The organism is Fodinibius sp., from assembly GCF_041642155.1.
Taxonomy (GTDB): domain Bacteria; phylum Bacteroidota; class Rhodothermia; order Balneolales; family Balneolaceae; genus Fodinibius.
Genome location: NZ_JBEPWZ010000121.1, coordinates 1 through 8315, shown reverse-complemented (window position 1 = coordinate 8315; position 8315 = coordinate 1). Strand labels below are relative to the sequence as shown.

The window sequence follows — 8315 nt, the reverse complement described above, 5'->3', positions numbered from 1 at the left end:
AGGCGAGTGGTTCGGAGGCATATCAGCTGTTCAAATCCACCCTTCCCGCAACCCGTTCTTTTTTCGGCACGTTGTTGCTGGGACTGGGTAACATACTCGCATTGATGCTTACTTTGCTTAGCCTCAGCAAAAGCCTGGATATAGATATTAAATGGTCCCATTATCAGCGAGTCAAGCAAATTGCCCTGACGGCTACCATTACCCTGGTAACCACTGCCGTACTGTACCTTATGTTAAACATCCCGATTGTCGAGTCCGACTCGGCTTCCATCCAGTGGTTCACCTACATCTATTACGTGACTTTGGTTACTTCATCGATTGTTGGTGGAGCTTTTATAACGATCATACTGCTCCTGTACAATACCGTCAGGGATATGATCGGAATCCTGCATCCGGATCGTTCTCATCGATTAGACCACACTGAAGAAGAGTGAAATATGAACTGTTTAATCGGGGAGGGTATCGGTTGACCAATGACACATCTTTTCTTTGCTGCGCGTAGCATAATTATTTGCAGCTAATAGTCTGGCGCCCAAATACTTTAAAAACATATACATGAATAACGGAATATTGTCAACCATCGGCCAAACACCATTGGTCCCTTTGAAAAAGTTATACAAGGCTTCTCCTTTCCGGATTTACGGAAAGATGGAAATGTTTAACCCGGGAGCAAGCATCAAAGATCGCCCGGCTTTTAAAATGATATGTAAGGCTCTTGAGGAAGGTAAATTAAGGCTCAACGATACCATTATCGAATCAAGTTCGGGGAATATGGCTATTGGGTTGGCACAGGTTTGCCGGTCCCCCCCGATTACCTGCTTGCTGCAACCAGTACCTGCGGTACCATCATGGGATGTGCAGACTATGTGCGTGAACATAATTTGAATACGAAAATAGTTGCGGTAGATGCGGTTGGAAGTGTTATTTTTGGAGCACCATCTGCAGATCGGCTGGTACCGGGACGAAAAACTATCTGATTAACCAATACTTCTAATAATTTATCTTGATATTATGGATTACAGTTGGATTAATACTACATGGACGGCCGTGTTGATGGCTTCGCTGTCAGCACTTGGAATTTATATTGCGCTTATCCTTTTTACCCGAATGGGGGGGCTCCGTTCGTTTTCGAAGATGTCAAGTTTTGATTTTGCTATTACGGTAGCTATTGGTTCCGTGATCGGCAGCACGGTTTTATCCGACAGTCCGCCTTTGTACCTGGCGATTGCTGCTCTTGCTGCTTTATATATTATACAGATTGTGGTTGCCAGTCTACGGGGGCGTTCTTCGCTGGTGGATAAACTGGTGAATAATGAACCGCTGCTCCTCATGAAAGGGACCAACATCCTGGAAGAAAACCTAAGGGAAGCGAAAGTTACCCATGCTGATCTGCGTGCCAAGTTACGTGAGGCGAATGCCACACAGCTCAGCCAGGTTAAAGCAGTCGTGATGGAAGCTACCGGTGATATTGCGGTACTTCATAATGAAGATCCCGACCATGAGGTAGATGACGTAATATTACGGGGAGTGCGAGGCTGGGACGAATAGTAACTGCTTTGACGGCTGGTGTGGATTCGTCGGAGGAACATACCGCGCACAACTTAAAAGGAGAGAATATCTAATGATGCATAATAAACCGGAAACTTTTGATGCTTACAGGAATATAAACCAAAACCTCACCGTGTCTGGATAACGGCGCGGGGAAGAGATTTGCCCGGATAATAAATTCAAATTAAGGTTCTATTATGAGTGATCTTATAACAATAGAAAACTGGGATAAACTGAAAACCCAACTTATAGATGATCATCCTATATTAACGGAAAAGAATCTTACATATGAAGAAGGAAAAGAAGAAAAGCTGTTTGCTACATTGCAGCAAAAACTGGGAAAAACAAAAACGGAAGTCTCAACAATGATTCGGGGTTATATTAAACAGCAAAAAACAGAATAATAAAAATATCATTGCTGAAATTATTTTACTTATATCTATTGTTTAGGTTATATAGGTAATTAACTTGTTATTATCATCAATCAAATCCTTAATATTATGGGAACAGACAATAAAGAAAAAGTGATTTTAGCTACGCTAACGGGAGTCGCAAGTGGTGTTATATTAGGCCTGCTTTTCGCACCTGACAAAGGGGAGGAGACCAGGAAGAAAATCGCTGAAAAGCGTGAAGAATATCTTAAAGATATAAAAGATGAGATAGGAGAACTGCGCCAAAGTCTTAATAAGGGACTTGAAGCAGGAAAAGAGGAAGTAAGTGAAATTAGCCAGGAGGTAAAAAAGAAAAGAGACGATATACTCGGTAAGGCAAAGAAGTTTACTTCTTATGACGAGTGGACGAAAGATGAACTGTATGAAAAAGCAAAAAGACTGGAAATTGACGGGTATTCAACAATGAATAAAAGCGAGTTGATAGAAGCGATACGAAATCGTTGATTTTTTGTCAGCCCACGGTGCATAAGGCTATTAATCCCTCAGGATTTTGGTAATCCCGGGGGATTTTTATTTTGAGCTTGTATATTACTTACAGGGTGTGTATAATAATACACACTAATTATTCACTAACAGCAAGCTTTTGTTTACAAAATATTTTTGGGATAGGATGGGGGTGAGCCTGTCAGGCCTGTGTGCCGTCCACTGTTTGCTGGTGCCTATTTTTCTATCCCTGTTACCGCTTTACCCGGTAGCTGAGCACATACATGAGTGGACGCATCCCGTATTACTTATTTTAATCATCCCTACTGTTTATTTTTCAATTAGATATAGTAACAAATATAACCCTTTTGCTGCCTTGCTATTATCAGGATTAACTATACTTATTATAACATGGGGATTGCATGATTGGATGAGCCAGAAAGGAGAAACATGGGTTACGCTGCTGGGAAGTATTTTGCTTATAGCGGGACACTGGATGAATTATAGAAGTCACTCCGCAAGAGCTTGTTCGGTAGCTGAAGAGTTCTGATTAAATTATTTCCAGTTGGTTTTGAAAAATCAGTGATTTTGTTAGGGATCAAAGCCTGAGCGTATTCAAAAACCGCAGCATATAGCTTATATGTAAAATTTAAAACAACGGATAACGCCGACATGGGGCAAAAGACCGGTTTTGTAAAGTCCTCTTCCAATAATAGAATGATGTCTGATAAATCAATTGTTTTTAGCAGTTTTTTTCTGTTCTGCATACTTACTGTTTTGGCCATACTCCAATCGAATTGGAAAATTATCGGGATTTCCTGGATCGCTTTTGCCTCTATGGCCCTGGCCATACCATTGGGAATTAAAGCTGCAGGACAGCGTAAACTGAATCACCTTATCGCCGGCTATGGACTGGCAAGCGGTGCAATGATTACCAGCGCCGCTATTTTCCTGGTCCCCTCGGCCATTAATCATCATCCTGTTTATGGCGGGCTGGGGATTGCAGCCGGTATTATAGCCGGCTTTGCTATTCATACCCTCAATCATGGCCTGACCCATACGTCGACATCAATCGATCCCGTTGTCCTGGAACTGACCTCGCATGCCCTGTCAGCAGGATTGATTATCGGGACGGTTTATGCTGCTATGCCGGAACTTGGAGTGCTGCTGGGTATAGCCATTGTTTCTCATAAGGGTCCCGCCGGTTACGCCGCATCCCGGAGACTCACTATACAGGGAAAATCGGCCATTTTAATATTACTTCCGGCTTCCGCTATCGGACTAACGGCACTGCCGGTTAGCCTGTTAAATATCCCCGAAAATGTTGTTGTAAATGCGCTTATTTTCGGATTTGCGACCGGGGTTTTTTTCCATGTGGCTATCGACTTTCTCCCTGAATGCGAAGTGGGAGGGAAGATCCATCAGGAAACAGACCTGGAGCATGATGCGCACCATAAACTGGACCAATACCGCCGCCGGGCGGTTCTATATACGTTTATAGGTGGACTTGCAGTCTTTTTGGCTTGGTATGCCGCCTATTAATATATCTTCTGTTTAGGGATCAACCCGGATTTCTCATTAAAAAACTTTACCTCTATGAAACGCCTTAATTTTACTTTGGATAACGAAACGGTTGAGCTGCTGGGGGAACTTTCCGAAAAATATTACAGCGGCAATAAATCTCAGACGGTCCGCGCGGCCCTGGAAAGCCTGGCCGTCCATGCCGGGCACGAAGGCTGGGTGATTGCCGGCTATACACCCAAAGAGCTGGACGACGATATCAGTTGTCACACCTGTGGCGAATCGCATGAAAAGGGGGAAGTACTCTATCGCCCGGTTTTTGAAAGGGGCAGCAGCCCCGCTGCGCTTTCCAGCATACCTGCCGAAAGCTGGCTCGACTGCCCGAGGTGTGCGGAGGAAAAATTCAGGTAATGAGAGGTAAACCATTGACACACAGCCTCTCAAGGCTGTCATGCGAATTAATATCCTTACGGGTGCCTTCAGGCTCTGTCCTTACTTTCCTATTAAAAAGAGTAATCGACCACTTTGCTTATTTGCTATCTGCCCACCCGAAGATTCTCTTGAATGAACTAAAATCAGGTGTGAATTTTTCGGTTCCTTTTGTTCCCAGCAGATAACCGACGGGTTTTAAACTATCGATATTCTCACAAACAATTTTCAACATAGCCAGATAGGGTATCACCATAAACATACCCGGCAGTCCCCAGATCATTCCGCCGGCAATGAGCGAGAGAATGGTTACCAATGGATTTATTTGCACATACGATCCGGTAATATTGGGCGTGAGAACATTATTCTCGATAAATTGTACCACAAAAAACTGGGCAAGGACCCCCAGCGCAAGACCCGGCGATTGAGTCGTTAATACGAAAAGAAAAGCAACCAAATAGCCAATGACCGTACCAAGGTAGGGAATCAGGTTAAATACCGCGGCTATAAAGCCTACTAAAAGGGCATATTGTACCCCTATCAGGTAAAACCCAAGGCTGTTCAGCCCTACCAAAATAAAACAAACAACGAACAGGCCTTTTAGATATTTAGGTACGATTTTCGCTGCCTGATCAATGATATTCTGGGCTACTTCCTCTTGTTGCTCCGGGATCAGCATGGAGACAAATGTTCGAAATTTATCACGGTAAAACAAAAGCAGAAAGGTGTAAACCGGAAGAAGTCCGATCGTTAAAATGGTATTAGCCGTACCCGTGAAGAATTCAGATATATATTCTCCGGATCCACGGATACTTTCAATGATAGAGTCCAGCTGCTCGGCCGTAACCCCGAAGGTACGCCCCAGTGCCCAGCGCAGCCGAGTGATATTCGTATCGATCTGTTCTTTTATTTCGGGCAAATCTTCTGAAAAGGTGATCACCAACAGGATAATTCCATATATAATACCCGTTAACAAAGCGAATGAGCCAATAATCAGGATGAGATTTGTGGCAATCCTGGGCACATTCCATCGCTCCATTTTTAGGGCGGTGGGAAATAAGAGGTAGGCAAATAAAACAGACAGAAAGAGCGGAACTAACAGCTGGCGGGCAACCAGTAATGCGACTATGATAGCAAATAACAAGAGGAGTCGTATGAGGTAGCGAAGTGCAATAGGGTAGTTTTCCATGAGTATGATTCTTTAAGAATATCGTATGCCCCGACTGTAGGAGAATAACTTACGTGATATGTTCGAATTCTTTTAACAGAAGCTTTTGCAGCTGAGGCTTATTTTTAGAGGTAATACGGCTTGCCAGAGCCAATGCGCATCCCCATGAGAGTGTAACGCCCGCTCCACCGTGACCATAGTTATGATAGACCGTTTTACCGTACATTGTTTCATGATCAAGACGTAAACCGTCCTCTTTACTGCGTAGATAACGATAACCGATTAACGGGTGTAGCTTGTCGGATGGACTGAGGGAATGACCAAAGGTGGTTTGTAGAATATCCTTGTTTATGTCCAAAATGGCTGTGGGTATGGTGAGGCCGCCAATCTGGTAACTTTCTGCATGTTTTTTGGAGCATTCCATGGTATTAGGACTGCTCAGGTAGCCGGTTTCGCGGCTTCCGCCCAACACCCAGCCGTCCCTGCGAGGGTAGCAATAGACATCACAGGCTTCCCCGGAAGAACTGGAATAGGCAGAGGCTTTCGGCGTATAGTTGTAGGAAATAATTTCGTCACTGGAGTTGGTGATCAGCGGGGCTTCCGGCTTGTGCAGTAAATGTCCCTGCATGACAAGCTGCTCATCCAGCGGGTCATCGAACAGTTCCCGGCTGCCCGTCCCGCTGCAGTTGACGATAGTGTCCGCCGGAAGGGCGGGGAGGTCTTCGGTTTTCACTTTACGCCGGGTAATGTTCCCCCCCGATTGTTTATAGCATGCGGTCAATGCGGGAAAATACCGGGGCCAGTCGGCAAAAATACAGTTAAAGGTCCAGCCGTATAGATTTTGCGAGCAGGATCGGCGTGGTATCACCTGCGGTGAGAGCTCTGTTATGGGACGGAAGTTCACCATCCAGTTGCTGTATCGAGGCTCGTCCTGCTCAAGCTCAAAAATTTCAAAGTGCCGATGGATCCTCAGCCCTGAAAAGGACTGATTGCGGAGTTCGTAGAAAAAAGATTGCGAGGTACGGAAAAGCTCTTTCAGCTGGCCCGAATACAGGGAATGGGGAATGACCGAAGCGGACGGAAACAGACTGGCAAATTCAGCATGAGCATTTTTATTTGAAATTTGGTCGGCTTCTTTATCCGTATAGATCACCGTTTCATAACCCAGGAGCTGCAGCGTGAGCGCGGTCGTCAGTCCCGATATCCCACTGCCGATGACAATGATTTTTTCAACATTCATACTGGAGAAAATTTACATATGCAGAAAACTGTAAGATCATTGTTTTGCCCCTTGCTCCATGCTTGCTCCATGCTTGCTCCATGTGCGCGATTTCAGGATTCCACCAATTGTTTACCTATCCACTGCGGCTCTAACCTCGTCCAGGGTTTGGTTTTGAACCAACCCTCCGTTTTTCAAAGTCCTCGCCTGACGAGATAGTGGTTTTTATCTCAGCCCGTACCATTCGTATTGTCATTCCATGGTAAATGATCGAGATCCATATTACCGCCGCTAATGATGATTCCCACTTTCTTTTGTTCCGTATCGATCCGGTTAAAAGCAGCAGCCACCGGTACGGCCGAAGAGGGTTCGATGATAATTTTCATCCGTTCCCATATAAAGCGCATTGCATTGATAATCTCCTGTTCATTAACGGTTAGGATTTCATTCACATGTTGTTGTATACAGCTGAAGGTCAGTTCGCTAAGCGAAGTTCGCAATCCGTCTGCCACGGTATCGGTGCTCTGTACCGGATGCAGCGTACCGGTGTTGAAAGAAAGGCAGGCATCGTTGGCTACTTTGGGCTCGACACCTATCATTTTAGTCCCCGGGGACAACGCTGATGTGGCAATAGCACAACCGCTTATGAGTCCCCCGCCCCCAATCGGAACCAGCATCATATCCAGGTCCGGCTGCTCCTGCAGCAGTTCCAGCGCCGCAGTGCCCTGCCCCGTAATAATATGGGGATTGTCGTAGGGATGGATAAAGAGGGCTCCCGTCTGCTGAATCACCTCTTCAAGGGTTTTTTCCCGGGCATCCTGCGTAGCTTCGCAAAAAGTAATATCGGCCCCGTACTCCCGAACCGCATTTACTTTCACCCTGGGGGCATTCCCGGGCATCACAATATGAGCGGGGATATTCCTGACGCTGGCAGCCAGTGCAACCGCCTGGGCATGATTACCGGACGAATGTGTCGCCACGCCTTGGGGAGTACCGCTGCTACATAGTTCTGTGACGGCATGGGTGGCTCCCCGGTATTTGAAGGCGCCGGCTTTCTGGAAATTTTCGCACTTGAAAAAAATGGCACCCCCGGCCCGATCATTTACTTTTTGGCTGCTTAAAACCGGCGTGTGATGAATATGGGGACTGATCTTTTGGTAAGCATGCTGGATGTCTGTAAAGGACGGTATAGGCACGGATGAGACCGATCGTTTGCGTTTCTTATTCATTGGCTGTGTCGTTTGTAGGCATGAGTCTTCATTGCTCAATCCGAAAATAACAAAATTTGATAACGAATGGCATGTCGGTTGACCAATGAATTTGTAAGATTCAAATAGAGTCTTTTGGCACAGGCGCGATTTTATTTGCACAATCGGGGATCACATATTTAAAATAAATATCCTGCACAGAGTATGAGATGGTGATTCATGGGTGCCGGCCGGATCGATGATATATTTCTAATAGATGTTCAATGGCGGGTGATATCCTATAAAAAAGTTTTATATCCTGTTATACCATCAATAAAAGCCATGCACTACTTTTTTATCATGCGGTA

The 8315-nt window shown here is 45.2% G+C and carries 11 protein-coding genes; 8 read left to right on the top strand and 3 right to left on the bottom strand.

Translation table 11 applies throughout. From position 1 onward, the window contains the following. The 8 genes from ACESLU_RS08525 to ACESLU_RS08490 form a co-directional block, all read left to right on the top strand. Positions 1–434: hypothetical protein (locus ACESLU_RS08525; RefSeq protein WP_372637886.1), on the top strand; the 434-nt coding region annotated here is incomplete at its 5' end. Positions 435–555: 121 nt separating this feature from the next. Next, positions 556–885, top strand: a complete 330-nt coding sequence (locus ACESLU_RS08520; RefSeq protein WP_372637883.1) for a pyridoxal-phosphate dependent enzyme — start codon at positions 556–558, stop codon at positions 883–885. 126 nt (positions 886–1011) lie between these two features. Continuing rightward, positions 1012–1548, top strand: a complete 537-nt coding sequence (locus tag ACESLU_RS08515) for a DUF421 domain-containing protein (RefSeq protein ID WP_372637880.1) — start codon at positions 1012–1014, stop codon at positions 1546–1548. Positions 1549–1745: 197 nt separating this feature from the next. Continuing rightward, complete coding sequence (locus ACESLU_RS08510; protein WP_372637877.1) at positions 1746–1952, top strand: general stress protein CsbD; 207 nt, start codon at positions 1746–1748, stop codon at positions 1950–1952. Positions 1953–2048: 96 nt separating this feature from the next. Then, on the top strand, positions 2049–2444 hold the full coding sequence (locus ACESLU_RS08505) for a YtxH domain-containing protein (RefSeq protein WP_372637874.1): 396 nt from the start codon (positions 2049–2051) through the stop codon (positions 2442–2444). Between the two features lie 166 nt (positions 2445–2610). Further along, on the top strand, positions 2611–2973 hold the full coding sequence (locus ACESLU_RS08500; RefSeq protein ID WP_372637888.1) for a MerC domain-containing protein: 363 nt from the start codon (positions 2611–2613) through the stop codon (positions 2971–2973). A gap of 227 nt (positions 2974–3200) precedes the next feature. Next, on the top strand, positions 3201–3965 hold the full coding sequence (locus ACESLU_RS08495) for a ZIP family metal transporter (RefSeq protein ID WP_372637871.1): 765 nt from the start codon (positions 3201–3203) through the stop codon (positions 3963–3965). Positions 3966–4019: 54 nt separating this feature from the next. Continuing rightward, the gene (locus ACESLU_RS08490) at positions 4020–4355 is read left to right on the top strand and encodes a hypothetical protein (protein ID WP_372637868.1); all 336 of its coding nucleotides are present in this window, start codon (positions 4020–4022) and stop codon (positions 4353–4355) included. Positions 4356–4473: 118 nt separating this feature from the next. On the opposite strand, the gene ACESLU_RS08485 is transcribed toward ACESLU_RS08490, so the two are convergent. The 3 genes from ACESLU_RS08485 to ACESLU_RS08475 form a co-directional block, all read right to left on the bottom strand. Next, entirely contained in the window at positions 4474–5562 is a 1089-nt protein-coding gene (locus ACESLU_RS08485) for an AI-2E family transporter (protein WP_372637865.1), read from the bottom strand. A gap of 49 nt (positions 5563–5611) precedes the next feature. After that, positions 5612–6781 (bottom strand): FAD-dependent oxidoreductase, encoded by a 1170-nt coding sequence (locus ACESLU_RS08480; protein ID WP_372637863.1) that lies wholly within the window; start codon positions 6779–6781, stop codon positions 5612–5614. A gap of 209 nt (positions 6782–6990) precedes the next feature. Next, entirely contained in the window at positions 6991–7989 is a 999-nt protein-coding gene (locus ACESLU_RS08475; RefSeq protein ID WP_372637860.1) for a pyridoxal-phosphate dependent enzyme, read from the bottom strand. Positions 7990–8315 lie beyond the last annotated feature (326 nt).